Here is a 24,642-nt window from a genome sequence, read left to right as displayed (position 1 = left end):
TGCGGGACACCACAATCTCGAGGCTTGACTTGAAAAACTGGCTCTGGCTTTCCTTAGCGATCCTGCTGCTGGATCAAGCGACCAAATGGCTGGTGCTGGCGATGCTGGCACCCTTCGAGGTCGTTCCCATCATCCCGAATCTGAACCTGACCCTGATGTTCAACACGGGGGCGGCGTTCAGCTTTCTCGCCAGCGCCGGCGGCTGGCAGCGCTGGCTATTCGCGCTGCTCGCCGTCGTGGTCACGCTGGTGCTGACGCTCTGGCTCCTGAGGCTCAAGCGCGGCGAGACGGCGCAGGCACTGGGCCTGGCACTCCTCATCGGCGGCGCCGTCGGCAACCTCATCGACCGCGTGCTGCTCGGGCATGTGGTCGATTTCATTCAGGTCTATCTGCCGGTCATTCCACTGGCCATCTTCAACCCCTGGCCGGCGTTCAACATCGCCGACAGCGCCATCACGCTCGGCGTCGGACTGCTCATCCTGACCATGCTGCGCTCCGATCGAGAGCCGCGCTAGCAGGGGATCGGTTTTCCTGAGACATCGGTCCGTTCCGCCATGAGACGCCGCTCGGGGTCCGAGCCCCATGTCAGCAGCGTCCGCCTAGCCGGTATTCATCGCGGGATTTCGCTATGATTTACGGGCGGGCGGACGGCGCCTCCAAGGCCAGACCCGGCGCTTGTGCAGGAGGCAATCCGCAACGCAGACCGCCACCCCTGCTCATGAGCCCGCCTTCCACCTCGTGGCGCTCGTCTCACCTAACCTCACTCAACCGCCAGGCCGCCTATGAGAATCGCCATCCTCTCGCGCAACGCCTCCCTCTACTCGACGCGACGCTTGGTCGAGGCGGCACGCACGCGCGGACACGAGGCCAAGGTCATCGATGTGCTGCGCTGCTACATGAATATCACATCGCATGCCCCCTCGATCCACTACAAGGGGGAGAACCTCAAGGACTTCGACGCCGTCATCCCGCGCATCGGGGCCTCGGTGACCTTCTACGGCACCGCGGTGCTACGTCAATTCGAGATGCTTGGGGTCTATCCGCTCAACGAGTCCGTGGCCATCACGCGCGCTCGCGACAAGCTGCGCTCGCTGCAATTGCTCTCGCGCAAGGGGATCGGACTGCCCATCACCGGCTTCGCCCACGCACCGGACGACGTCCAGGATCTCATCAAGATGGTCGGCGGGGCTCCCCTGGTCATCAAGCTGCTCGAGGGCACCCAGGGCATCGGCGTGGTGCTCGCCGAGACGCAAAAGGCCGCCGAGAGCGTCATCGAGGCCTTCATGGGGCTCAAGGTGAACATTCTGGTGCAAGAGTACATTCGCGAGGCCAACGGCGCCGATATCCGCTGTTTCGTGGTCGGGGACAAGGTCGTCGCGGCCATGAAGCGCCAGGCCAAGGAGGGCGAGTTCCGCTCCAATCTCCATCGCGGTGGCAACGCCTCGCTCATCCGCATCACCCCGGAGGAGCGCTCGACCGCGACCCGCGCTGCCAAGATCATGGGCCTGAACGTCGCGGGCGTCGATATCCTGAGGTCCAATCACGGCCCCGTCGTCATGGAGGTCAACTCGTCTCCGGGCCTCGAAGGTATCGAGACGACGACTGGCAAGGACGTGGCCGGAATGATCGTAGAATTGATCGAAAAGAACGCGGCACTTGGCAAGACGCGCACGCGAGGTCAAGGCTGAGCACACAAAGCGCTTGGCGCCTGGCGAGCCCCCGACCGGCATGCCCTCTGGATTCCAGTCCGAGCCCGATCGCCAGGATGACGGCGCCATGCTCACCCGTGCCAAGATCTGGGGTCATCGCAAGCTGCTCGAGCCGCCCATTGAACGACGCCCTTGGAGCGTAAAATGTCAAATGGTTTCGTACTCGTGCTCCTGCGGGAGCTGCGGGAGGGACTTCAAAAATTTCGCCAAGAGACCAGCGAGCGCGTGGACTCCACCGCCGAGCGCCTGGATCAGATCTCGGGAAGCCTCGCGCGCGTTGAAAGTGACCTCAATGAGCTCCGCAAGTACATGCGCCAGCTCGCGCTCAACCAAGCCAAGCACGAGGAGCTGCACTCGCAAGGCATCGATACGGTGGACAAGGAGCTGCGCGAGCTCAAGGAGCAGGTACGCCGATTCAAGCAGGGCGGCCGTTGAGCCCGTCTCGATCGCAACAGAAGAACGCCGAGACGCACCTGCCCTTGATCCCGAGATGACAGCCAGACGCGACCTACTTGGTCGCCAAGGTGAGCTGATTCTTGTCGTCGTCGATCGTCATCCGGAAGCGTCCCAGCAAGCTCATCCCCAGTAGCGAGGTTCCACCGAGCTTCTGATCGTCGATGAAGGCGACCTCGACGTCCTCGACGCGCGTCTCGCCCAGCCAGACCGCGCTCAACCGGCCGATGCGGGCATCCACGGTGCCATTGGCCGTCTGCACCTGCTGAGGCTTGAGCGCATCACTCCCGAGCCCCAGCGCCGAGACGAGCGACATGGGCAGCACGACGCGATCCGCACCCGTGTCGATCAGCATGGCCTCCTCGACACGCTGCTTGCTGGGCCCCTCCAATCCCAGGGTCACGACGTGAGAGGCCCCCTGGCGCCGCGTGGTGAGGATGATCGCGTCGCCACCCTCGTCTTCGCCGGCGCCCGCCTCCGCGTCGTCCGCCCCGCCCTCGACGACCAAGGGCGGTGGCACATAATCCGACTTCTCGCCCAGAATGATGACCCGCTCGATCTCTCCCGGGCTTCCCTGGAGGATGATGTGATCGAAGTCCTCCAACAGCAGATGCAGGCGCTCGACCGGGTCTTCACCGCCCGCGTGACCGATCGCGTCCTGCGTCTGCTCGATCCCCTTCACCTCGAAGTCAAGCTCCTGCATCAGCCTCGCGAGCTCTCCCGAAACCTCCACACGCGGCAAGGGCCTGGTCGGGTCGGCCGAAGCCAGGAGTGCCCCGATGAGGAGCATGAGCGCAACGGAAAAGCGAGTAGCGGGCCTGATCATCTGAGTGGCTCCGGAGTCCTGGGAATCGCATCTCGCGAGGATGCGCGGCAAGCTGTCCAGTGGCGGAGACTACACCACCGCCCTATCGCGTCGCGAGATCGGAAGGCAGGAAAAACCGAGAAATATTAGCAATCATTAACGTATGATCTCTGCCGGGCCCAGAAGCGAAGGGCGCTTCCCGGCCTCCCGAAGGCTCTAAGCGCTGCCATGCGTCCAGCGAAGAAGAAGCCGCACGAGATCTGTCGTAAGAGGGGGACCCGTTCCATGCTCAAAACACTCCGAGGCCTGTCCCAACAGGACATCGCCGCCGCCTTCTTTGCCATTGTTGGGATCTACCTAGCGGGCGTCGTCCCGAGCACGGAGATCGCATGGGTCACCGGCTTCTTGCTGCTGACCATCTTTCTCTTCGCCTTCGAGGTCGTCAGCGTCGATGTCGCGGCCGTGACCGTGATGGTCCTGCTCGGCCTGACCGGCCTGGCCGCCCCCTGGATCGGACTCGAGCAAGGCTTGGTGCCCGTCGAGAACCTCTTCGACGGCTTCTCCAGTAACGCGGTCATCTCCATCATCGCCGTCATGATCGTGGGCGCCGGCCTCGACAAGACCGGGATCATGTCCAAGGTCGCGGCCTTCATCATGCGCATCGGGGGTGCAACGGAGGCACGCATCATCCCGCTGCTCTCGGGCACCGTGGGCGTCATCTCCAGCTTCATGCAGAATGTCGGCGCCGCAGCCCTCTTCCTCCCGGTCGTCAGCCGCATCTCGGCGCGCACCGGCCTGCCCATGTCGCGCCTGCTGATGCCCATGGGCTTCTGCGCCATCCTTGGCGGCACCATCACCATGGTCGGCTCGAGCCCGCTGATCCTGCTGAACGATCTGATCCTGACGTCCAATCAAGCACTGCCGGAAGGCATCGCGCCGATGCGCACCTTCCAGCTCTTCGACGTCACGCCCATCGGCGCCGCTCTCCTCGTCGCCGGCATCGTCTACTTCGTCATCGCGGGCCGATTGGTCCTGCCATCGCGCGGCACCGACAAGCTCGAAGGCAGCGATACCAGTCAATACTTCGCCGACACCTATGGACTCAGCGACTTCGAGATCCGCGAGCTGCGCGTCCCGTCAGAGAGCGCGCTCATCGGTCAGAGCGTCGACGCGCTAGAGCGCCTGTGGAAGGTGCGCATCGTCGGCGTGGAGAAGGGCGATGGTCTGCGCTTCGGCGCCGACGGCATCGACCGCACACTCGGCATCGAGGCCGGCGCAACCCTGTGCCTGCTTGGGGGGCCGGATGCCTTTCCGGACCTGATCGACGCCAACAAGCTCCAACCGAAGCCGGATCTGGACCTCTTCGCGGAGACCATGGCGAATACCAAGGCAGGCGTTGCCGAGATCGTCATCCCGCCCGGCTCTGCGCTCATCGGCAAGACCGCCCGCGACGTCTGGATGCGCAAGACCTATGGGCTCTCGCTGCTCGCGATCAATCGTGGCGGCACTCAGATCACCTACCGCACAGGGGGGGTCCGCAACACGCCTTTCGAGCCGGGCGATGCCCTGGTCGTCCATACCACCTGGGCCGACCTCGCCCGCATCGAGAAGGACCGCAACTTCGTGGTGGTGACGACAGAGTATCCGCATGAGGAGCTACGCCCACACAAGGTCCCAGTCGCCCTCTTGCTCTTCTTTCTCACCCTCAGCCTGGTTCTCTTCACCGACCTGAGGCTCTCCGTCGCCTTGCTGACCGGCGCGGTCGGCATGGTGCTGACCGGCGTCCTATCCATGGAAGAGGCCTATGAGGCGGTCAGCTGGAAGACCGTCTTCCTGCTCGCATCTCTGATTCCGCTCGGCCTGGCGGTCGAGCAGAGCGGCACGGCGGCCTGGATCGCCGACCAGACGTTGGCGGCGCTGGGTGACGTGCCGATCTGGGTCATCCAAACAGCCCTCGCCATCCTGGCGACCTTCTTCACGCTGGTGATGTCGAACGTGGGCGCGACCGTGCTGCTGGTCCCCCTCGCGGTCAACATGGCGATCGGCGCCGGAGCCAATCCCGCCGTCTTCGCGCTCACGGTCGCCATCGCCACCTCGAACTCCTTCCTCATCCCGACGCACCAAGTCAACGCGCTCATCATGGGACCAGGCGGCTACCGCGTTCCAGACTACATGAAGGCCGGCGGCATCATGACCGTTCTCTTCCTGGTCGTCGCCCTCGTCATGCTCAACCTGATCTTCGGCAGCGGCGGGACTTGAGGCGATGCGAATCGCCCCCTGCACCCTAGATCCCGAGAAGCGCTGTCAGCCACCAACTGGAGGCTGGCGGCTCATTCGAGCCCGATCCGCTCGCGACTCGAAGACGGCTTTTGCGGCCTAGCAGGGGCGCCGGCTCGCGACTGTCGAGCATGCTCCGCAGCCCGCATCACAGCGACTCATGCCGTCCTGGCGTAGCGTCCGCGGAAAGAGATACACGGATAGGTGTTCTTCCGGATATTCAAGACGCCGCCAGGGGATAGGATGTGGAAAAGCAGCACGCCTTAAGTCGGAAGGAGTTGAGATGCCAGATACAGTTCCCTGCCCTGCCAATTGTCAGATCGCCAACCTCAACGAGCACCGGCTCCAGCGGCTCGAGCAGTCGATTGCCTCGACGCGGACCAAGCTCGACGTGGTCGGAATCCGGCTGGAGTGGCTGGGACGCAAGCTGCTGAGCACCGAGCTCGAGAAGGCGGAGCTGCGTCGCACGCTCGCCGAGCGGATCTGGGAGCTGAACGTCCTTAGACACCAAATGAGACAGGATAAGCCGCACGATCGGCAAGCCGACAAGCACGAGATCAGCGCACGCGACATCAGCCGAGCCCTGACCATGGCTGATTAGCGGGCCAGGGCCAGCCTGGCACCCGGGGCCGGCGACAGCTTGGCCCCATGCGCAAGGCCGGAGTCGACGAATTCATACTCGAGCCAAGAGGCAGCCCCTGGGCAGAGCCCTGCTACGGCTTCCGCTGCCGTCCTGGCCTGAGCGCCACAGACGACCGCCTCGAGCCCCATCTGGGCACAAGCCACCATGGCCCCCACCATCGCAGCACGCTCGAAGTCTTCGCTCGCGCATAGCCAGTCATACGCTTTTTGACTGGCATCAGGGCCCAGAAACGGCACCGCCATCGGCTGACCTGACGCCCCCCCGAATCCGCCTCCAGTCCTCCGCCTCCCCAGCGCTGCCTCGCCTCGATCCGCCCAGGCCAGGGGGGCCGCGCAGCCGAGCTGCCGGCAACCGGCGAGCTTCGCACGCTCGGCCGCATGCCGCCCAACGCTCAAGGCAACGTCGACCCAGTGACGGGCCGCTGTTTCATGCCGCGGGACATCGACAGGGTCGCCGCCACGCGCCTCCCCGGCAGAGGCTGCCAGGGCGAGCATGCCGGGCTCCAGGATCTCCAGCTCGAGATCCTGGCGGCACAGCCAAGGCAGGAGCTCACCACCCACAGGGGATCGGGCGTTTGCAGGCTGGACCTTCGAAGCGGCAAGCCGAGCGAGCGCGACGGCGAGACGCGGGTCGGACACGAAGATCGCCAGCCGCAGGCCGGTGCCGCCCGCGCCACTCGACCAGCACGCCCGAGCCGAGGCCGTCACCGTCTTGCGTGAGGACTCACCCCAGTCAGCGGCGGGCCTAGCCAGGACCTGGCCGTCATCGACCAGGCTACGCTCATCGTGAAGTTTGAAATGTTCGGCTGCCGGAACTTCGAGCCAGTTCGGGAGCATGACTTGTGCGTCCAAATCGGAGAATCAGGGGCCGCGAGGACGCAAGGCGCCGATGACAGAGGCCGGGTCGGGATAGATCTGCCAGCCTTGGATACCGAGCCTGTCGCGAGCGGACGCGACGACTTCAGAGAGACAGCAGCCGAAGCGCATCCTCGAGACGCTCCCAGTCCGACTCCTCTCCGGGCAGCCCAAACCTCAGGCTAAGAGGCTCCTGGAAGTGGCGCGTGAGAATCCCTCGTGCCGCGAGCCTCTCATGGATGACCCCAGCCCTTTCGGTCTGGACCCACTGAAAGAGCGGCGTACCGCCGCTTGCCGCAAGGCCATTGGTGGAGAGCAAGCGCGCCAGCCTCGCGGAGGCTGCCTGCAGCGCAGAGCGCGTCTCGACCTGCCAGTGACGGTCCTCCAGGGCGCGGGCAGCCGCCCAGCGCGAGGGGCCGCTCAGTGTCCAGGGCCCGAGGAAACGCCCGACAGATGCCCTGACCTCGGCCTCCGCGTAGAGAAAGCCGACGCGCGCTCCAGCCAGGCCGAAGAACTTTCCGAGCGAGCGCAGGATGATCAGCCCCGGACGCCCCGCATGGGCAAGCATGCTTTGTCCTGGCGTCGGGTCCATGAAGGCCTCGTCCAGAATCAGCCAGCCGCCCCGGCCCGCGAGGTGCTCGAGCCAGCCCAACAGGGTCTCCTGCGAGAAGCGGCGACCGGTCGGGTTGTTGGGGTTGATGACGACGAGGCAATCGAGCGCGCCCGAGCCGGCGTCGAGGTAGCGATCCAGATCGCACCCAGGCAGGGACACGACCTCATGGCCGGCACGGCGCCAAGCATAGGCGTGCTCCTGATAGCCCACGTCCGGCACCCCCACCCGGCATGGCGAGCGCAGAAGCGGGAGCGCCTGGATCGCGGCCTGAGAGCCCGCCAACGGCAAGGGCGACGCGGCGCCGTAATAGCGAGCGGCGGCCTGCTCCAGGCCGTCGTCCGCCTCCGGCAAGCGGTGCCAAGCGGAGCCTGGCACCGCGGGAGGCGGCCAGGCCTGCGGATTGATTCCGGTGGAGAGGTCGAGCCAATCCGAGAACGGAATGCCGAAGCGCTCGGCCGCGACGCGCAGCCGGCCGCCGTGCTCTGGTGGAACGCACTGTTGCAGGAGAAGCCCCCCAGAAAACCAAAGCCGGCAAATATCTCACGGGCCTCGCCGTGCCGCAAACGCAAAGACCTAGGTCATGCGGTGCCGGAACAGCCAGCTCGCCGCGGAGAGGGTCGCGAGCGCGATCAGTCCGAGCGGCCACATCTGGTGAAGCAGCAGCTCGAAGCCGGCGCCTTCGAGAAAGACGCTGCGCAGGATCAGGAGGTAATACCTGAGGGGATCCACCAGGGTCAGCAGCTGCACCGCTGCCGGCATATTGTCGATGGGTGTCGCGAACCCTGAGAGGATAACGGCCGGCACCATGAAGAGGAAGGCGCCGAGCAGGGCCTGCTGCAGTGTGGCGGCGAGCGAGGAGATCATCAGGCCCACGCCGACGGCCGCGAGCACGAACAGGAAGATCCCGCAGTAGAGGACTCCCAGCCCACCCGTCAGCGGCACTCCGAACCAGAAGACGGCCAAGGTGACGACCAAGGAGGCCTCCAGCGCGCCGATCAACACCCCGGGCATGGCCTTGCCGATAAGAATCTCGAACGGCCTCAAAGGCGTCACCAGGAGCTGATCGAAGGTCCCCTGCTCGCGCTCGCGCGCGACCGAGAGCGCGGTCACCATCATGGTGACGACCAGGGTCAGCAGGCCGACCAGCCCGGACACGAAGAACCAGCGGCTCTCCAAGTTCGGGTTGTACCAGGCGCGCGTCACCAGGCTCACGGGCATGCCCTGCAGCTGGTGCCGAGCGACCCAGTCCTGATTGAAGCCGGCGAGGATGCGCGAGACATAGGTTTGCACCACCTGGGCGCTGTTGGAGTTGCGACCATCGATCAGGATCTGCGCGGGCGCGGTGCGGCCAGAGACCAGGTCTGCGGTGAAGCCTGGCGGGATCTGGATTACCAAGAGCGCGTCGCGCCGGTCGATCAGCGCCGCGATCTCCTCCTGGCGACGGATGCTGCTCACCAGCTGGAAGCTGGGCGCACCCTCGAAATGCGCCAGCAGCTCCCGCGCCGCATAGCCGCCATCGCGATCATAGACGGCGTATGGGATGTGATTGAGGTCGAAGGAGGCCGCATAGCCGAACACCAGCAGCTGGATGAAGGGGGGAACGACGACGACGAATCGACTGCGCTTGTCCTTCAGCAGCGCGAGAAGCTCTTTCACCGTCAGCGCCAAGATGCGTCCAAGCATGCGCCTACTCCAAGCGTTTGCGCAGGAGCAGCCGGCTGAGGCCGAGGAAGAAGGCCGCCATCAGCAGCAAGGCCACCGCGTTAGGGAGGACGAGGCTCCAGATGTCACCCGCCAGGAAGAGGCTCTGCAGGATGGTGACGAAGTAGCGCGCCGCAACGATGTGGGTGATCACCTGAACGACAACGGGCATGCTGCCGATATCGAAGAGAAACCCCGACAGCAGGAAGGCCGGCAGAAAGGTCGCGACGATGGCGATCATCCCGGCGACGAATTGGTTGCGCGTGACGATGGAGATGAGCAGCCCCATGCCGAGCGCCGCCAGCAGAAAGAGGGTCGAGCAGACGGCGAGCACCCAGAAGGACCCACGCATGGGCACCCCGAAGAGAAAGAGCGCCATGAGCACCGAAAGCACCATACCCCCCATGCCGAGCACGAAGTAGGGCAGCAGCTTGCCGATCAGGATCTCGCCCAGGGTCACCGGGGTCACCATCAGGGCCTCCAGGGTACCGCGCTCCCACTCCCGCGCGAACACCAAGGCCGTCAAGAGCGCACCGACCAGCGTCATATTCACTACCAGCAGCCCGGGTACCAGATAGTTGCGACTGGCCAGCTCCGCGTTGAACCAGATCCGCGTCTCCGGCTCGACCGGGCGGGCGACCTGGATCTGCCGGGCCTGCAGCTCACGCTCCAGCCAGCTCGTCCAGACGCCTTGGACATAGCCTTCCAGCAACCGCGCGGAGTTGGCATCCACGCCGTTCACGATCACCTGGATCGGGGCATTGCGGTCGGCCTTGAGTCGCTGCGCGAAATCGGCGGGCAGCACCAGGAATCCCTTCACCTGGTGCCGGCGCAATGCCTCGCGGCCCGCCTGACGGGTCGCATAGAAGCGCGGCTCGAAATAGACGGACTGCTGAAAGGCCCCTAGGAAGGAGCCCGCCTCGGAGCTGGACTGCTCGACGACGATCCCGACCGGGACATGCTTGGAGTCGAGCGAAACCCCGTAGCCGAACAACAGCAGCAAGACCACGGGCAGCACGAAGGCGATGGCGATGCTGGAGGGATCGCGCAGGATCTGCAGCGACTCCTTGCGCAGCAGACCGACCAGACGACGCGAAACGAGCCGGGCCATCAGACCGGCTCCAGGTGGCGAATGAGGTCGATGAAGGCCTGCTCCATCGTCGGCTCGGGCTGGCCCTCGCGCGCGGCACGCGCCTTGATTGCCGTCGGCGTGCCCAGCGCCAGGATCTCGCCGGACGCCATGATGGCGAGCCGGTCGCAGTATTCGGCCTCTTCCATAAAATGCGTCGTCACCAGCACGGTCACCCCACCCTCGGCCAGGACATTGATCCGATCCCAGAGCTCGCGCCGCGCCAGGGGGTCGACCCCTGAGGTCGGCTCATCGAGAAAGAGGATGTCCGGCTCGTGCATGAGCGCGGCGGCCATGGCCAGGCGCTGCTTGAAGCCCAACGGCAAGGTGCCGCTCTCCGTGGCGCCAAAGTCGCCAAGCCCGAAGGCGTCGAGCGCCCATTGGATGCGCCCCTTGGCCTCGCGGCCGCGCAAGCCGTAGGCCCGCGCGAAGAAATCGAGATTCTGCCGCACCGTCAAGTTGGCATAGAGCGAGAACTTCTGCGACATATAGCCGATGCGCCCACGCGCCTCGGCCGCGGCATGGCGCAGATCCACGCCCGCCACGCGCACGCGCCCGCTACTGACCGGCAAGAGCCCGCAGAGCATGCGAAAGGTCGTGGTCTTGCCCGCGCCGTTCGCGCCCAGCAGGCCAAAGACCTCGCCGGAGCGCACGCTGAAGGTCGAGCGCTTGACCGCCAAGAAATCACCGAAGCGACGCCTGAGATCAGTCACCTCGATCGCGTCCCCGCTCGAGGCCGACTTGGCCCGCAGGCGCGGGAGCTCGCCCCGACGGCGCCCGGAGCCTAGCAGCGCCACGAAGCCGTCCTCGAAACGCGGATCCACCGGCCGCCAGTCGGCCATTGCGGCCTCGGGCGGCCGCTCGTCGGACTGTGCATCGAGGACCACACGGATGCCGTCGCCTTGGAGCACGGCGTCCAGCACGCCCGGCTGCCGACTCAGCTGGGCCTGCAAGGCGCGCCGCTTGCCCGGCTCGATCCGCACGCAAAACGTCTTGCCCCGCATGGGCTCGCTGAACTGGCGGGGCGGACCCTGGTCGACCAAACGCCCCTGGTGCAAGAGCACGACCTGGACGCAGCGCTCGGCCTCGTCGAGATAGGCGGTCGAGAGCAGGACCGACATCCCCTCCTCCTCGACCAGCCGATAGACGATCGACCAGAGCTCGCGACGCGAGACCGGGTCGACGCCGACCGTCGGCTCGTCCAGCAGCAGCAAGCGCGGGGGATCGAGCAGCGTACAGGCGAGACCGAGCTTCTGCTTCATGCCCCCGGAGAGTCGTCCGGCGAGCCGCCCCATGAAGGCCCCCAATCCCGTCATCTCCATCAAGCGGTCATAGCGCTCCTGCCGAAGGCTGGCAGCGACACCCTGCAGATCGGCATAGAGGTCCAGATTCTCGCGCACGCTGAGGTCCTCGTAGAGACCGAAGCGCTGCGGCATGTAGCCGATCTGACTCTGAATGCTCAGCGGCTCGACGACAGCATCCAGTCCAAGCACACTGACGCTGCCCGCGTCTGGCACCAAGAGACCGGCCGCGATTCGCATCAGCGTCGTCTTGCCCGCGCCATCCGGACCGATGAGGCCGGTCACGACGCCAGGCGACAGGTCAAAGGTCACCGCATCGAGCGCTTGCACCAGCCGCCCGCCCGGGCGAAAGACCTTGGTAAGCCCTTGAATAGCGAGCGGTGAAACGGGCACTGGCTGGGGAGACCGGCAAGCGTCGGCGCTAGGGCCGAGGGCTTGGAGCAAGGGGGGCATCGCAGCCAGGGCTCGCGCGCGGCGCCGCTTCGAGGTCGATCTCCACGGTGACCGGCATCCCCTGACGCAGCTCTCCGCGCGGATTGCAGACGAAGACACGAGCTTGATAGACGAGATCCGCGCGCAGCTCAGTCGTTTGCACCGTCTTGGGGGTGAACTCGGCACTGGGGGCGATATAGCCGACCCAGCCCTCATAGCCCTGCCCCGGAAAGCTGTCCGTATAGACGATCGCCGGCTGACCCTGCTGGACCCGCCCCAGATCCGACTCGGCCAAGTAGACGCGAGCCCACAGAGGCTCGGTGAGCGCCAACGTCAGGACCGGCCTGGCGGGCGATGCGATGTCTCCGGGCTCCAGGATGCGGCTCTGAGCCACCGCGCGGGCCGGCGCGACCAAGACCGCATCGTCGAGATTGACCTGCGCCCTCGCCAGGTCGCCCTCCAGGGCTGCCAGCCGGGCCTTTGCCGCGGCGATGTCTTCCGTGCGCGCCCCTGAAAGCGCGAGATCGAGCGCCGCTTGCGCGGCACCGGCATGCGCCTGCGCAGCCTCGGCGGAGGTTTGGGCGTCGTCATACTCCTGCGGCGAGGCGAGCTTGCGTCCGGCGAGCTCCTTGGCGCGCTGCGCGCGGCGCTTGGCGTTGGTCGCCTCGGCGCGTGCCGCCTCGAGGTCCGCCTCGAGCTTTCGGATCTCCTCGGCCCGCGCGCCCGCGACCAGCTTGTCCAGCTCCGAGCGTTGCGCGGCGACCTGCGCCTTCGCCACATCGCGCGCTAGGGTCAAGCGCCGCGTGTCCAACCGCGCCAGTGGCGATCCAGCGCTCACGGACGCACCTTCAGAGACGCTCATCTCGGCGATGCGTCCCTCGACCTCGAAGGCCAAGTTCACCAGCCGCACGTCGATGTTGCCGTAAAGCGTCAGGCTGCTGCCGTTCGCGCCTTGCTGGGGCTGGGACCGATAAACCACATAGGCGACCGCGGCGATCAGGACGAGCCCTAACAAAGCCAGACGCTTCTTCATGACAGCCAGCCCGAGCACGCGGAGCAAGCCGAAACGCCCAGTCGCGATATGCGCTCCCAAGGCGACCCTGGCTCGAATGCCGCGCGGGCGCCCAAGTGACCTGTAGCTGTTCCACTCATGCCGATCCAGCCCCAAGCGCCATCTGCCGCAATGTCAAATAGAAAGAATTGAAGATAACAAGATCATTGGCAAGGCTCTGATAAATAGAAGCGAAAGCCATCCCAGCAGCGCATCGCGCAGGCACGCGGATCATCCAGATGCGCTCGTCACTTGGCGCTGCTACGCCCAGCAGGTATCTTGCTCGGCTGCGTTTTTCGCCCTGAACGATTTCAGCAGCTTATCAAAAGAGACACGACCATGCTTTCTGCCAGAGCCCTTGCACTCGGCGCCTTTGCCCTGTTCATGCCGTTGGCCGCGATGGCGTCGGACTCGGGTCAGGCCCTCGACCTGACGACGCACCCCTTCGGGTACGCGGCCCTCATCATTTTCGGACTTGCCTACGTCTTGGTCATGGCGGAGGAGTTCGTTCACCTACGCAAATCCAAGCCAGTGATCGTTGCCGCCGGCATCATCTGGGCGCTCGTCGCCTGGATCTACGCCGAGCAGGGCCAAGCCCATCTGGCCGAGCAGGCCGTGCGGCACAACTTGCTCGAGTACGCCGAGCTCATGCTCTTCCTCCTGGTCGCCATGACCTACATCAACGCACTGGAAGAGCGTCAGGTGTTCGACGCGCTCCGCGCTTGGCTCATCCGCAAGGGCTTTGGGTTCCGCGCACTCTTCTGGATGACGGGCATTCTCGCCTTCTGCATCTCCCCGATCGCCGACAACCTCACCACAGCGCTGCTGATGTGCGCGGTCGTTCTCGCCGTCGGAGGCGACAACAAGCGCTTCGTCACCCTCGCCTGCATCAACATCGTGGTGGCCGCCAATGCCGGCGGCGCCTTCAGCCCCTTCGGAGACATCACCACCCTGATGGTCTGGCAGAAGGGCATCATCGACTTCTTCGGCTTCTTCAAGCTGGTGGTCCCCTCGATCGTCAATTTCGTGGTGCCGGCTGCGATCATGTTCTTCGCGGTCCCCAAGCTCAAGCCGGAGGCATCATCCGAGGACGTGCACATGCGCCGCGGCGCCAAGCGCATCATGCTGCTCTTCCTGCTGACCATCGCGACCGCGGTGAGCTTCCACCAATTCCTCCACATGCCACCCGTCATCGGCATGCTCACCGGCCTGGGCTATCTGCAATTCTTCGGCTTCTTCCTGCGCATGAGTCACCACAGCTGGCAACAGCGCAACGAGGACAAGGCGGTCCTGGTCGGCGACATGACCCCCTTCGACGTCTTCAACAAGGTCGCGCGCGCCGAGTGGGACACCCTGCTCTTCTTCTACGGCGTCATCCTGTGCGTGGGCGGACTGGGGCAGATCGGCTATCTCGCCATGGTCTCGGAGGTGATGTATACGCAATGGGGACCAACGCTCGCCAACGTCACGGTCGGCGTGCTCTCGGCCATCGTCGACAACATCCCGGTCATGTTCGCGGTCCTCACCATGAACCCGGACATGAGCGAGACCCAGTGGCTTCTGGTGACCTTGACCGCGGGCGTCGGCGGCTCCCTCCTGTCGATCGGATCCGCCGCTGGCGTCGCGCTCATGGGGCAGGCGCGCGGCACCTACACCTTCTTCGCCCATTTCGAATGGACACCGGCCATCGCCCTCGGCTACCTCTCCAGCATCGCCGTCCACATGTGGCTGAATGGCTGAGCCACTCCGGCCCGCGATCCTGATGCCTGCGGCGGCTCTATGCTGAGGGGCCTTGGCAGGCTTCGCGGGAGCCTCGGATCGACCGCCATCGCCCTGCTCCTCCTCGGAGCCTGGGCGGTGGAGCGTTGGGGACCCGGGCTGATACCTCCCGGCTGGGGTCTTCAGCTCGGGGCTCGGAGCTGCCGACTCGACTATGTACTGGACGGCGACTCCATGCGGCTCGTCTGCGCAGGCAAGCCCGTTGAGGTCCGGCTCTATTGCATCGATGCCCCGGAAAAGGGCCAGCAGCCCTGGGCAGACCGCTCTCGGGGGCACCTCAGGGAGCTGGCTACGGGACGCGTCGATCTGGTCGCGATCGATCGTGACCGCTTCGGCCGCACGGTCGGCGAGGTCTATACGAGCGGCGAGGCCCGCATCTCGCTAAACCTGGAGCAAGTCCGCAGCGGACAGGCCGCCGTCTACCACCGCTATTGCGACGATCCCCGCTATTTCCGCGCCGAGCGACAGGCCCGAGAGGCGAAGCGCGGCGTCTGGCGACGACGCGGGCTCCACCAGACCCCATGGGAGTATCGGCACCGAGGCTCTTAGGCGCTTGCCGGAAACTCTTATACCAGGTGGCGCCGGATTGAGGTCCGCCTTCAAGGAGCGCCGACAGGAGCATCGCTGGGCGATGTGACTGGCGGGGCGACACAGAAGGCGGGCGTCAAGACAAGCCAGATGGTATGAGAACTGACAGAAATCGCCTTAGAGGTCGGCAACCTGTGCATCGATCGAGATACGCAGGCTTTGAAAAGCGCGGCGAAACCAATGCTGGGAGCTGCCCCCTGGCGGCCCTGTCTTCGCTCAAGCGCGCAGCACGCGCCCCGTGCGGCCATCGCGAATGACAGAGGGACGCTCCGCGCCCTGGCAATCGCCGACCAAGAGATAGTCTAGCCGAGCACCCAGGGTGCGTCGGACCTCGAGCGCGCTGCGCGCGGGCGGCCGATCGGACCTATTGGCGCTGGTCGAAACGATTGCGCCGCCGAAGGTGCGACACAAAGCCGCCACCAATGGATGCGCCGTCACCCGCACGGCCAGCGTCTCGAAACGACCCGTGAGCCAAGATGGCGTCGTCGGCTTGACGGGGATGAGCCAGGTATTCGGGCCCGGCCAGCTCGCGCGGATCTCAGGCATGCGAGCGTCGCCCAGCCACTCGACGAAGGGCTCCAACTGCCCCATGTCCGCGGCGATCAGGATGAGACCCTTGGCCATGGAGCGCTCCTTGACCTCCAGCAGCCGTCGGACGGCAAATGCATTCCGAGGATCGCATCCCAATCCGTAGACAGCTTCGGTCGGGTAGGCAATAAGCCCGCCCTGCCGTAGAACCCGAGCGGCAAGACGCAGGCGATGGTAGGAATGATGCGGCATGACTCGAGGTAGCCCTCAGGATCGAGCAAGACCTCCGGCACCCAGCTCAAGGCCTTGTTTCCAAGAAAACTTTCAGGTCCAGGCCAGCTCGCGCGAAGGACCCTGCGCCGGCTCTCCCAGAAAAGGCGTCGATGTCTGGCAGAGAATGCCGGACAGCCTCCTTGCAAGACCGAAGGTGCGGCTTGGGCCGACAATCCGGACAGCCGGTGCTGCCGCATCGGCTGTGAAGCCGAAGCACAGCCCAAGCGCCACCGGCGAGAGGCCGCATCGGTGGAAATGCCGCTACCCCTCACCTATAGTTGTGGCCTTACCCCGCCTATGGTCAGACCCCAAGCATGGACATGCAGCCCAAGCGCAGCCTGGACGAGTGGCTGGAGCTGATCCGCCGTCAGGACATGCCGATCTTCGATCAAACCGTCCAGCGCGTGATCACGCTCTCGGGCGACGACCGCGCCCCCATGTCGGAGCTCGCCGAGGTCATTCTGCGCGATCCTTCCATGACGGCGCGTGCGCTCAAGCTGGCCAACTCCATCGTCTACAACCCCAGCGCAAGCGGCATCAACACCATCACGCGCGCGGTCATCATCCTTGGCTTCAACGCGGTTCGCAACATCTGCCTGACCCTGACCCTCATCGACACCCTCGTCAAGGGGGCCGCCAAGGAGCGCCTTGGCCGCGAGCTAGGCCGCGCGATGCATGCAGCCGTGCAGGCACGCGCCCTGGCGGCGGCCCGCGGCGACAAGTCGCCCGAAGAGGTCTTCATCGCCACCCTGCTGTATCGCATCGGGGAGCTCGCCTTCTGGTGCTTCGGCGGTGAGCACGCCGACCGGGTCGAGCAGCTCATCTTTCAGAAGGGCCTGACCCAAGAGCAGGCACAAGAGCGCGTGCTCGGGTTTCGCCTGAGTCAACTGAGTCGCCAGCTGGTCAGCGAGTGGCACATCAGCGAGCTTCTCCAGGAAGCGACCCAGTACCCGACGCGCCAAGACCCGCGCATCCAAAGCGTGATGCTGGGGCAGCAGATCGCCCGCTGCGCCGAGGAGCAAGGCTGGCATTCCGAGGCCATGGAGAGCCTCTTCAAGAAGGCGAGCAAGCTGACCGCGCTACCACAGGACAAGGCTCAGACACTCCTGCTCCAAAAGGCCCACGCGGCCACCAATGTCGCGACGGACTTCGGCGCCGCCTTCGCCGCCCCGCACATTCCACAGCCGAGCGCGGAGATCGCGAATCAGGACGGGCACTCCGAGCCGACCTCGGAGGCCTGCTCTGCGGAGACACCCGCCAGAGATCCGGCGCTTCAATCCAAGATCCTGCGCGAGCTCTCCGCGGTACTGGAGGGCAGCACATGCAGCTTCAACGTCATCATGGAGCTAGTGCTCGAGGGCATCTTCCGCGGCGTGGGAGTCGACCGGGTCGTCTTCGCGCTGACGACCCCGGACAAAGGCGCCATCAAGGCCAAATACGCACTCGGACCGGACGGCGACGAGGTCTCCGAGCACTTCGCCTTCACCCGTCCCAGCCAGGGCCAAGACGTGCTCTTCCAGACCCTGGATCAAAAGCGCCCCTATCTGGTCGACGCCAGCGCGAGACGCACTGATGACAGAATTCCAGAGCGGCTCACCCAGCTGACCAAGGCGACGACCTTCATGGTGGCGCCCATCGTCGTGGACAACCGAAGCATCGGGCTCTTCTATGCCGACCGCAGCCTCACCGACCGGCCGCTGGATGCCGCCAGCTTCGACGATTTCAAGCACTTCGTCCATCAAGCCAGTATGGGCCTGACGCTCGCCAGCGCGCGGAGACAGCAATGAGTCACGATCGCCCAGCCTATTACCGCCCGAGCCGCTACCACTTTGCGATCCTCCTCGCCACCCTGGTCGCCATTCTTCCATGGACCAGCGCCGAGGCGCGCGAGATCGATCTCATCGTGATTCACGCGACAGGCGGACCAGGCTGCAAGCAGGGTAAGCTTTGGCACGCGCCCGGCGGCACCTTGAGCGCCATCCGCCGCTATTTCGCCAGCAATCCCAACATCAGCTACCACTTTCTCATCGGCCGCGACGGCACCATCGTCACAGGCACTCCAGAGACGCAGATCGCTCACCATGCCCGCGGGCACAACTCACACTCCATCGGCATCGAGCTGGTCAATGACGGGAATGGAAAAGATCCTTTTCCCGAAGCGCAGATCGAGACCTTGATCGGCCTGCTCGAGCGGCTGGCCCGCACCTACCACATCGGCCCCTCACAGGTCCGAGGCCATAGCGAGCTGGACGATCGCAGCTTCGACTGCGGCGGGAAACGCTACAAGCAGAAGATCGACCCGGGCGGGGAGTTTCCCGGCTCCGAGGGCAACTTCCCCTGGAAGCGCGTCCGTGACGCGCTGAGGTGAAGCACCGCACCTCGCCTAGGGCTTTTAGGACTCCGCCGGCTCCGCCGCTTCCTGATCGATCGACTCGCGATAACTGCACTCTTTCTGCGGACAGACCTTGGCCGCCCCCTTCGTCTTCGTCACCTTGACGGTCAGCACCGGCCAGCCACAGCGCGGACAGGGCCCATGGATCGGCTCGTCCCAAACGGCGTAGTCGCACTTGGGATAGGTCGAGCAGGAATAGAAGACCTTGCCGCGCCGCGACTTCTTCTTCTGCAGGGTACCCTTCTGGCACTTCGGGCAGGCGATGCCCGTGTCGACAGGCTTCTCGAGCGGCTCGATGTGCTTGCACTTGGGATAGGCGCTGCAGCCGATGAACTTGCCGTAACGCCCGCGCTTGATCTCCAGGGCCGAGCCGCATTCCGGGCAGGAGCGGCCCTCGACGACCTCTGGGGCCTCTTGCTCGGCCTTGTCGGCATTGAGATCCCTGGTGTAGTCGCAGTCAGGGTAGTTGGTGCAGCCGATGAAGCGCCCATTGCGGCCGAGACGGATCGCGAGCTGACCACCGCATTTGGGGCACACCTCATCGATCTTCTCCTGGGTCACGTCGCTACGCTTGACGTTCTCCTGCGTGTGATCGACGCGGGTCTTGAACGGCCGCCAGAACTGCTCGAGCAGGGGGATCCATTCTTCCTCGCCACGCGACACGGCGTCGAGCTCGTCCTCGAGACGGGCCGTGAAGTCATAGTCGACGTAAGAGGTGAAATACTCGGTCAAGAACTTGTTGACCACCCGGCCGACGTCGGTCGGGAGGAAGCGCTTCTTGTCGAGAACCACATACTCTCGATCCTGCAGCGTGGAGATGATGGAGGCATAGGTCGAGGGGCGCCCGATACCGTACTCCTCCAGCGCCTTGACCAGTGAGGCCTCGCTGTAGCGGGGTGGCGGCTCGGTAAAATGCTGCTCGGAGCGAATCTGCTTGAGATCGACCAGCTCCCCAGCTTTCATGTCCGGGAGCATACGATCCTCGTCATCGTCCGCACCCTTGACGTCGTCCCGGCCCTCGAGATAGACCCGCATGAAGCCTGGCTCGGCGACGACGGATCCCGTGGCACGGAAGAGATTGCCTTCTCCCGCGCTCAGATCGATCGCCACCTGGTTGATGAGCGCATGGCGCATCTGGCAGGCCAGGGTGCGCTTCCAGATCAGCTCATAGAGCCGCTGCTGCTCGGGTGACAGGTGTGCCTTGAGGGCCTTCGGCTCGCGCAGGATGGAGGTTGGCCGAATCGCCTCATGGGCCTCCTGGGCATTCTTGGACTTGGTCTTGAACACCCGAGGCTGATCCGGGAGCTCGGACTCGCCATAGCGCTCCGTGACATAGGAGCGAATCTCCTCGATGGCCTCCTGCGCCAGGTTCACGGAGTCCGTCCGCATATAGCTGATGAGACCGACCGCGCCGCCGCCGACATCGACGCCCTCATAGAGCTGCTGGGCCACCCGCATGGTGCGCTGCGCGGTGAAGCCGAGCTTACGCGCGGCCTCCTGCTGGAGCGTCGAGGTGATGAAGGGCGGCGCCGGGTTGCGCTTGCGCTGCTTGCGCTCGACCTGCTCGACCTTGAGCTTGCCGCTCGCGGCCGCCTCCAAGGTTTGTCGGACCTCAGTCGCGCGGGTCTCGTCGACGATGCTGAACTGCTCGACCTTCTCGCCGGCAAAGGTCGTCAGCTTGGCGCTGAATGCCTTCTGCTCCTTCTCGGCGTCTGCCTCGATCGTCCAGTATTCCTGCTGTACGAAGGCCTCGATGTCGGCCTCGCGCTCGCAGATCAAGCGCAGCGCCGGACTCTGCACCCGCCCTGCCGAGAGCCCGCGCCGAATCTTCTTCCAGAGCAGCGGCGAGAGGTTGAAGCCGACGAGATAGTCCAGCGCCCGACGCGCCTGCTGGGCGTTGATCAAGTCGTGCGAGAGTCCGCGTGGATTGGCCACGGCGTCCTGGACCGCACGCTTGGTGATCTCGTTGAAGACCACGCGATGTACCGGCTTCTTTCCAAGCTGACGGCGGCTCTTTAGCAGCTCGTAGAGGTGCCAGGAGATGGCCTCGCCCTCGCGGTCGGGGTCGGTCGCGAGATAGAGGGCGTCGGCCTCCTTGAGCTTCTTGGCGATCGTCTGGACGTGCTTCTCGTTGCGATCGATGATCTGGTACTTCATGGCGAAGCCGTGATCGGGATCGACCGCGCCCTCTTTGGGCACGAGATCGCGCACATGGCCGTAGGACGCCACCACCTCGAAATCCGGTCCGAGGTACTTCTTGATGGTCTTGGCCTTGGCCGGTGATTCGACGATAACGAGATTCATGCAGGACTCGACTCGGGCAGGTCCGGGTTGAAAGGCTAACTAGGGTAAACCCAGCGTTCGTGCCGGCGTCAAGGGACATGCCCAGACGCGGCTGCAGTGGGCGAGACCGCCAAGTGGTGAAGGTGGGAGCAATCGCCCCAGGCGCAAGGCACTGACCGAGGCGATTGGAAATCGATTGCGCGAAGGGCCGCCCAGGAGGCTCAGTGCAAGTAGCTAGGCTCCTCGCTGTAGACCATTTCCTCCAGCTGGCTGAAGGCGTCTTCGCGCCCGGGGCGGTTCATCAGGACCAGTAAGGCAACCCATTTCACCTCGTCCTCGACGACCTGAGGATGGTCGATCGCAAGGAGGCGATCGATCACCAGCTCGCGGCTGATCGGATCGAGAATACCGTTCTGCTCGAGCGAGAACAGCAGGCCGCGCACCTCCACGTCGAGCTTCTGGGACTCTTGCTCCGAGTAGACGCGCACGGAGCCCACCGTGTGCTCGTGGTATTGCGGTGCGTCCACGCCGGCCGCCAGCTCATCGAGCCAGCGCAGGGCCTTGTCGATCTCACCTTGAGTGAAGCCCGCCTGAGAAAGCTCGTCCTCCAGCTCGCTCTGCTCCACGGGTGGCTGATCCTCACCGTCCATATAGTTCTCATACAGATAGATCAAGACATCGACCATATTCTCATTCATCAGCCAACCTCGGTTCATGACGCCGCCCGGTGGGTAGAGGCGGATCGACGCACGCGCGTCACGGAGCCTCAACCATCACCGCGCGTGCGGCAATAACGGCCTCCTGGCAGCGATGATACATGACCCTCGATCTCCAGGAGCAACAACATGGACGAAATCTGCTCGGTCGGCAAACCGCTGCGCGCGATCAGCTCGTCCGGCGCCACGGGATCAAAGCCCATGGCCTCCAGCAGCGCCGTCTGACCAGCGTCCAAGCCGCGCTCTGGAGCCGCCTCGGGCGGGTGATCGCCCCCTTCGCCGGAGCTCGCGATGAGGGCCTTCAGCTCAGACGCCAGCTCGGCGAGGATCTCGTCGGCCGACTCGATCAGCTTTGCCCCTTCGCGAATCAGGGAGTGACACCCCTTGGTAAGCGGACTGCGAATCGAGCCGGGCACCGCAAAGACCTCGCGCCCTTGCTCCAAGGCCATGCGCGCGGTGATGAGGGAGCCGCTTTTCATCGCCGCCTCGGTCACGAGAACCCCGAGGCAGAGCCCGCTGATGATGCGATTGCGACGCGGGAAGTTCTGGGGCAGCGGGCCTTGCCCCGGCGGCAGCTCGCTCACCAGGGCGCCCGAGGCGACGATGCGATGCGCCAGCTCCCGATGCGCTGCCGGATAGACCAGATCGGGCCCCGTGCCGAGCACGGCGATCGTCCGCCCGGCCTCCAACGCCGCCTCGTGAGCGACCCCATCGATTCCGGTCGCCATCCCGCTCGTGATCACCAGACCAAAGCCGCTCAGGGCGCGCGCCAGCTCCCGGGTGACCTCGCGCCCGCCGGGCGTCGGGTTGCGACTGCCCACGATCGCCAGCTGGGGCTCGGCAAGCAGGGACGCATCGCCGCGGACGTAGAGCAGCGGCGGAGGGTCCGCAACCTCCTTGAGCGAGGCGGGATAGGCAGGATCGATCAGGGTTAGGACGCGGGCATCCGGCCGCTGCGCCCATTCCAGAGAGGCGTCTAAGGCGGCGTGATCCGGAGCCCGGATCGCCGAGATGGTCGCCGACTTGAGCCCGACATCGGCCAGCTGCGCGGACGAGGCGTCGAGAACGGCGGCGGGGCTCCCGAAGCGCTCGAGGAGCCTGACGAAGGTCCGCGGACCGACACCCGGCGCCTGCCCGAGCAGGATCCAGTCACGCAGGGCGTCGATGCCGATCTCGGACTCGGACGAGTCCGCCCGAGCAGCCTCAGGCAGGCGGCGGGGCAATCCAATCGCCCACGTTGATGAAGCGGTTGGCGTGCAGAACGATCCCGAAGCTGACGCGATCGAAGGTGCGGAAGACCATGAGCACGCCGGAGCGCTCGAACGGCCTCACATACTCGCCCTTATTGCGACGCCAATCGGCGTGAATCGGAAAGGAGGAGTCTGGGCTCGGCTCGTCGCGCCGCCAACCTTTACGCTCCCATTCTTGACCGAGCCAAAACTCGCTGGACAGCGGGCCTTCCTTGAGCCAGTCGTTCGCAGCCATTCCTCGCCTGACATCGTCGCGGGCCTTCCCGCCGCCGACATAGACCTCGAAGGTATCGCCGGCGGAGACGCGATCGCGGCTCCCCAGATTCAAGACCACCACGTCGTAGCGGCCGATCTGCGACACGCCGTTCAGCACGGAAATGATGCGCCCGCGCGTCCCGCTTGGCGCCGGCTTGGGAAAAAAGTTGACGAGCGGCTGCTCCGCGCTCGCCGGAATGACGCGGTCGCCAATGGAGACCTGGCGCTCCATGCGCACCACTTTCAGCTTGGCCGGATCCCCGACCCGCTCGAGCGCGGCGTTGGCGACAAAGACGGCCTCGTAGCCCAGCAGCTCGTTGGAGTCAGGATCGCGCAGCTCGTCACCCGGCCGCAGCACCTGGAAATCCGTCTGGTCCGCAGAGCGAATCTTGCGCACATAGATGGAATCGTTCACCCCGGCGATCAGATGCTCGTCAGGGAATCCCACCACGTAGGACGCGCGCCTGATGTCGTCCGAGTCGGCCACATAAGGCTGCGTCAGGAAGGGTCCGATCGCAGCGATGGAGATGGTCGGGACAGCCTCCGTGAGGGAGGACGAGCGCACCTGCGGGCTCAGCTTGACGACACGCGGACTACCCCGCCCCGAGGCACTGCGCGAGCGCCGGATGCGCGGCTCGCCCCCGACCATCCGCAGCTCTAGCACATCGCCGGGATAGATGAGATCCGGATCGCCAATCCCAGGGTTGGCCTCATAGACCTCCGACCACAGCCAGGGATCACGCAAGAAGCGCCCGGCGATCGACCAGAGCGTGTCACCGGACTGCACGACATAGGTCTGCGGCGCACCAGCCGCGAGCTCCGCCGCGAGCGCGGACTGCACGCCGAGCACCAGAGAGCAGACGAGAACGGAAGTGACCGCAAGACAGTGGTTCAGCGCGCGCATGGACCCTCCGGGATGGTCGAAACGGGATTCACCCGCCCCTACTGTGGGGTGTAGTATTTGTGCGATAGTAGCGCACCCATCTTCGTTCCTTCTACCCATCAAGCAACCTCTCCGGTTGACGATCTGTTATGCCCAAGCTCGACATACTCACCTTCCCCGATTCGCGCCTGCGCAAGAAAGCGCTACCCGTCGACCAGGTCGACGACGACATTCGCCGTCTCGTCGACGACATGCTGGAGACCATGTACGACGCGCCCGGCATCGGGCTCGCAGCCACGCAAGTGAACGTTCAGCGACGCATCATCGTCATGGATCTCTCAGAGCATCACGACTCGCCGCTCTGCTTCATCAACCCAGAGCTCGTCTGGCAAGAGGGCAAGGAGCAAATGGACGAGGGCTGCCTGTCCGTGCCCGGATTCTTCGAGCCGGTCACCCGCGCCGAGCGCGTCCGCGTCAAGGCGCTGGACCGCAACGGAGAGCCTTTCACCCTGGAGGCCGACGGCCTGCTCGCCGTGTGCATCCAGCACGAGATCGATCACCTCGAGGGCAAGCTCTTCGTCGACCACATCTCGATGCTCAAGCGCCAGAGGATCCGACGAAAGCTCGAGAAAGAACAGCGCCAAGCTGTGACGCAGTCCGCAGAACAGCGACGGGAAGCCATCTGATGGCAAATCCCTGGCTGGGCACGCGCGCTCGGGGGACGCCC

At 65.0% G+C, this 24,642-nt stretch carries 22 protein-coding genes; 10 read left to right on the top strand and 12 right to left on the bottom strand.

All coding sequences use genetic code 11. The features are described from left to right. Nucleotides 1-29 precede the first annotated feature (29 nt). The 3 genes from lspA (at nt 30) to G3446_RS03795 (ending at nt 2,144) form a co-directional block, all read left to right on the top strand. Nucleotides 30-515 carry a signal peptidase II gene (gene lspA, locus G3446_RS03805; RefSeq protein WP_164451076.1) on the top strand — a complete coding sequence of 162 codons (486 nt, stop codon included), beginning with the start codon at nt 30-32 and terminating at the stop codon, nt 513-515. Between the two features lie 267 nt (nt 516-782). Next, a complete protein-coding gene (rimK, locus tag G3446_RS03800) occupies nt 783-1,688 on the top strand; it encodes a 30S ribosomal protein S6--L-glutamate ligase (protein ID WP_164451075.1) in 906 nt (301 codons plus the stop codon). Nucleotides 1,689-1,853: 165 nt separating this feature from the next. Beyond that, the gene (locus tag G3446_RS03795) at nt 1,854-2,144 is read left to right on the top strand and encodes an aminoacyltransferase (RefSeq protein ID WP_164451074.1); all 291 of its coding nucleotides are present in this window, start codon (nt 1,854-1,856) and stop codon (nt 2,142-2,144) included. A 73-nt stretch (nt 2,145-2,217) separates the two neighbouring features. Here G3446_RS03795 and G3446_RS03790 read toward each other — a convergent pair whose 3' ends face one another. Continuing rightward, complete coding sequence (locus G3446_RS03790; RefSeq protein ID WP_164451073.1) at nt 2,218-2,988, bottom strand: retropepsin-like aspartic protease family protein; 771 nt, start codon at nt 2,986-2,988, stop codon at nt 2,218-2,220. Between the two features lie 264 nt (nt 2,989-3,252). On the opposite strand from G3446_RS03790, the gene G3446_RS03785 reads away from it, so the two are divergent. Beyond that, the gene (locus tag G3446_RS03785) at nt 3,253-5,226 is read left to right on the top strand and encodes an SLC13 family permease (RefSeq protein ID WP_164451072.1); all 1,974 of its coding nucleotides are present in this window, start codon (nt 3,253-3,255) and stop codon (nt 5,224-5,226) included. Between the two features lie 301 nt (nt 5,227-5,527). After that, nucleotides 5,528-5,845, top strand: a complete 318-nt coding sequence (locus tag G3446_RS03780) for a hypothetical protein (protein ID WP_164451071.1) — start codon at nt 5,528-5,530, stop codon at nt 5,843-5,845. On the opposite strand, the gene G3446_RS03775 is transcribed toward G3446_RS03780, so the two are convergent. The 6 genes from G3446_RS03775 to G3446_RS03750 all read right to left on the bottom strand — a co-directional run bounded on the left by G3446_RS03775 (nt 5,842) and on the right by G3446_RS03750 (nt 13,010). Further along, nucleotides 5,842-6,723, bottom strand: a complete 882-nt coding sequence (locus G3446_RS03775; protein ID WP_164451070.1) for a hypothetical protein — start codon at nt 6,721-6,723, stop codon at nt 5,842-5,844. The genes G3446_RS03780 and G3446_RS03775 overlap by 4 nt on opposite strands. Before the next feature lie 124 nt (nt 6,724-6,847). Continuing rightward, a complete protein-coding gene (cobD, locus tag G3446_RS03770) occupies nt 6,848-7,822 on the bottom strand; it encodes a threonine-phosphate decarboxylase CobD (protein WP_164451113.1) in 975 nt (324 codons plus the stop codon). Between the two features lie 105 nt (nt 7,823-7,927). Continuing rightward, on the bottom strand, nt 7,928-9,037 hold the full coding sequence (locus G3446_RS03765; RefSeq protein ID WP_164451069.1) for an ABC transporter permease: 1,110 nt from the start codon (nt 9,035-9,037) through the stop codon (nt 7,928-7,930). A 4-nt stretch (nt 9,038-9,041) separates the two neighbouring features. Beyond that, a complete protein-coding gene (locus G3446_RS03760; protein ID WP_164451068.1) occupies nt 9,042-10,166 on the bottom strand; it encodes an ABC transporter permease in 1,125 nt (374 codons plus the stop codon). Beyond that, a complete protein-coding gene (locus G3446_RS03755) occupies nt 10,166-11,815 on the bottom strand; it encodes an ATP-binding cassette domain-containing protein (RefSeq protein ID WP_342450025.1) in 1,650 nt (549 codons plus the stop codon). Before G3446_RS03755 ends, G3446_RS03760 begins: the two co-directional genes overlap by 1 nt. A gap of 91 nt (nt 11,816-11,906) precedes the next feature. Further along, a complete protein-coding gene (locus tag G3446_RS03750; protein WP_245232283.1) occupies nt 11,907-13,010 on the bottom strand; it encodes an HlyD family secretion protein in 1,104 nt (367 codons plus the stop codon). 297 nt (nt 13,011-13,307) lie between these two features. Here G3446_RS03750 and nhaD point away from each other — a divergent pair, with 297 nt between their 5' ends. After that, the gene (gene nhaD / locus G3446_RS03745; RefSeq protein ID WP_164451066.1) at nt 13,308-14,708 is read left to right on the top strand and encodes a sodium:proton antiporter NhaD; all 1,401 of its coding nucleotides are present in this window, start codon (nt 13,308-13,310) and stop codon (nt 14,706-14,708) included. A 117-nt stretch (nt 14,709-14,825) separates the two neighbouring features. After that, entirely contained in the window at nt 14,826-15,296 is a 471-nt protein-coding gene (locus G3446_RS03740; RefSeq protein ID WP_342450024.1) for a thermonuclease family protein, read from the top strand. Nucleotides 15,297-15,551: 255 nt separating this feature from the next. Here G3446_RS03740 and tsaC read toward each other — a convergent pair whose 3' ends face one another. Further along, nucleotides 15,552-16,115: an L-threonylcarbamoyladenylate synthase type 1 TsaC gene (tsaC, locus tag G3446_RS03735; protein ID WP_164451064.1), complete on the bottom strand. Its 564-nt coding sequence runs from the start codon at nt 16,113-16,115 to the stop codon at nt 15,552-15,554. A 335-nt stretch (nt 16,116-16,450) separates the two neighbouring features. Between tsaC and G3446_RS03730 the strand changes: the two genes are divergently transcribed. Continuing rightward, nucleotides 16,451-17,923 carry an HDOD domain-containing protein gene (locus G3446_RS03730; RefSeq protein ID WP_245232282.1) on the top strand — a complete coding sequence of 491 codons (1,473 nt, stop codon included), beginning with the start codon at nt 16,451-16,453 and terminating at the stop codon, nt 17,921-17,923. Further along, on the top strand, nt 17,920-18,504 hold the full coding sequence (locus G3446_RS03725; protein ID WP_164451063.1) for an N-acetylmuramoyl-L-alanine amidase: 585 nt from the start codon (nt 17,920-17,922) through the stop codon (nt 18,502-18,504). The genes G3446_RS03730 and G3446_RS03725 overlap by 4 nt, the downstream gene beginning before the upstream one ends. A 24-nt stretch (nt 18,505-18,528) precedes the next feature. On the opposite strand, the gene topA is transcribed toward G3446_RS03725, so the two are convergent. The 4 genes from topA to G3446_RS03705 all read right to left on the bottom strand — a co-directional run bounded on the left by topA (nt 18,529) and on the right by G3446_RS03705 (nt 23,936). Beyond that, entirely contained in the window at nt 18,529-20,832 is a 2,304-nt protein-coding gene (topA, locus tag G3446_RS03720) for a type I DNA topoisomerase (RefSeq protein ID WP_164451062.1), read from the bottom strand. 200 nt (nt 20,833-21,032) lie between these two features. Continuing rightward, entirely contained in the window at nt 21,033-21,509 is a 477-nt protein-coding gene (locus G3446_RS03715; RefSeq protein ID WP_164451061.1) for a Smg family protein, read from the bottom strand. 68 nt (nt 21,510-21,577) lie between these two features. Next, nucleotides 21,578-22,750 carry a DNA-processing protein DprA gene (gene dprA / locus G3446_RS03710; protein WP_245232281.1) on the bottom strand — a complete coding sequence of 391 codons (1,173 nt, stop codon included), beginning with the start codon at nt 22,748-22,750 and terminating at the stop codon, nt 21,578-21,580. Next, entirely contained in the window at nt 22,731-23,936 is a 1,206-nt protein-coding gene (locus tag G3446_RS03705) for a LysM peptidoglycan-binding domain-containing protein (protein ID WP_164451060.1), read from the bottom strand. Before G3446_RS03705 ends, dprA begins: the two co-directional genes overlap by 20 nt. 128 nt (nt 23,937-24,064) lie before the next feature. Here G3446_RS03705 and def point away from each other — a divergent pair, with 128 nt between their 5' ends. Continuing rightward, the gene (def, locus tag G3446_RS03700; protein WP_164451059.1) at nt 24,065-24,601 is read left to right on the top strand and encodes a peptide deformylase; all 537 of its coding nucleotides are present in this window, start codon (nt 24,065-24,067) and stop codon (nt 24,599-24,601) included. Nucleotides 24,602-24,642: the final 41 nt, after the last annotated feature.

It is taken from the genome of Thiorhodococcus minor (assembly GCF_010820565.1).
Lineage (GTDB): Bacteria > Pseudomonadota > Gammaproteobacteria > Chromatiales > Chromatiaceae > Thiorhodococcus > Thiorhodococcus minor.
The sequence above is the reverse complement of the archived record's forward strand: the minus strand, read 5'-3'. Positions and strand labels throughout refer to the sequence as shown.